General features: G+C 45.0%; 1 protein-coding gene. It reads left to right on the top strand.

Translation table 11 applies throughout. The features are described 5' to 3' along the window. Window positions 1-438: DUF305 domain-containing protein (locus tag V7676_RS18740; RefSeq protein WP_335661072.1), on the top strand; the 438-nt coding region annotated here is incomplete at its 5' end. Between the last annotated feature and the right edge of the window lie 151 nt (window positions 439-589).

The following is a 589-nucleotide window of genomic DNA, read 5'->3' as shown; positions in this document are numbered from 1 at the left end:
GTGTATTTTAGTGAGACACGCACATGGATGGCAATCTACATGGGCGCTGCCATGGCGATTTTAATGTTGCTATTTATGCTTGGCATGTATGACGACAAGCGCAAAAATGCGATGATATTGAGCTGCGCAATTGTGATATTTGCCGGCTCCCTGTTTCTTGTTCGTTCGCAGGATACAATTTCCGATCAGGCGTGGCAAAAGGCAATGATACCTCATCATAGCATTGCAATACTGACAAGCGAGCGCGCCAATATTGAAGACAAAAGAGTGCGCGAGCTAGCCGATGGAATTATCAGGGCCCAACGCAGAGAAATCAAAGAAATGGAATGGTTGATCAACGATATCAATCAAAATGGCAAGGCAACGACAGATGCAGAAGCCGCGGCGCGCGCCGTCCCAAAATTTGAAGGCGAGCTAAATCCAAGCGAAAAACGCTAATGCTCAGATCGTTACACACGCCCGAGTAGTTATCTATAAAGCCAATTTTTTGATTCCATTCTGTTGGTGCTGATATTGAACCAATGTTGAGAGTTGAGCTGCTGTAGTTGCGAAAATTGAAACTATATAGCTGGAGATGCTAACTGTAGAC

Source organism: Parasphingorhabdus sp., from assembly GCF_036963805.1.
In the GTDB taxonomy this organism is placed as follows: Bacteria; Pseudomonadota; Alphaproteobacteria; order Sphingomonadales; family Sphingomonadaceae; genus Parasphingorhabdus.
Note: the sequence above shows the minus strand (reverse complement) of the source record. Positions and strands in the feature narration are given on the sequence as shown.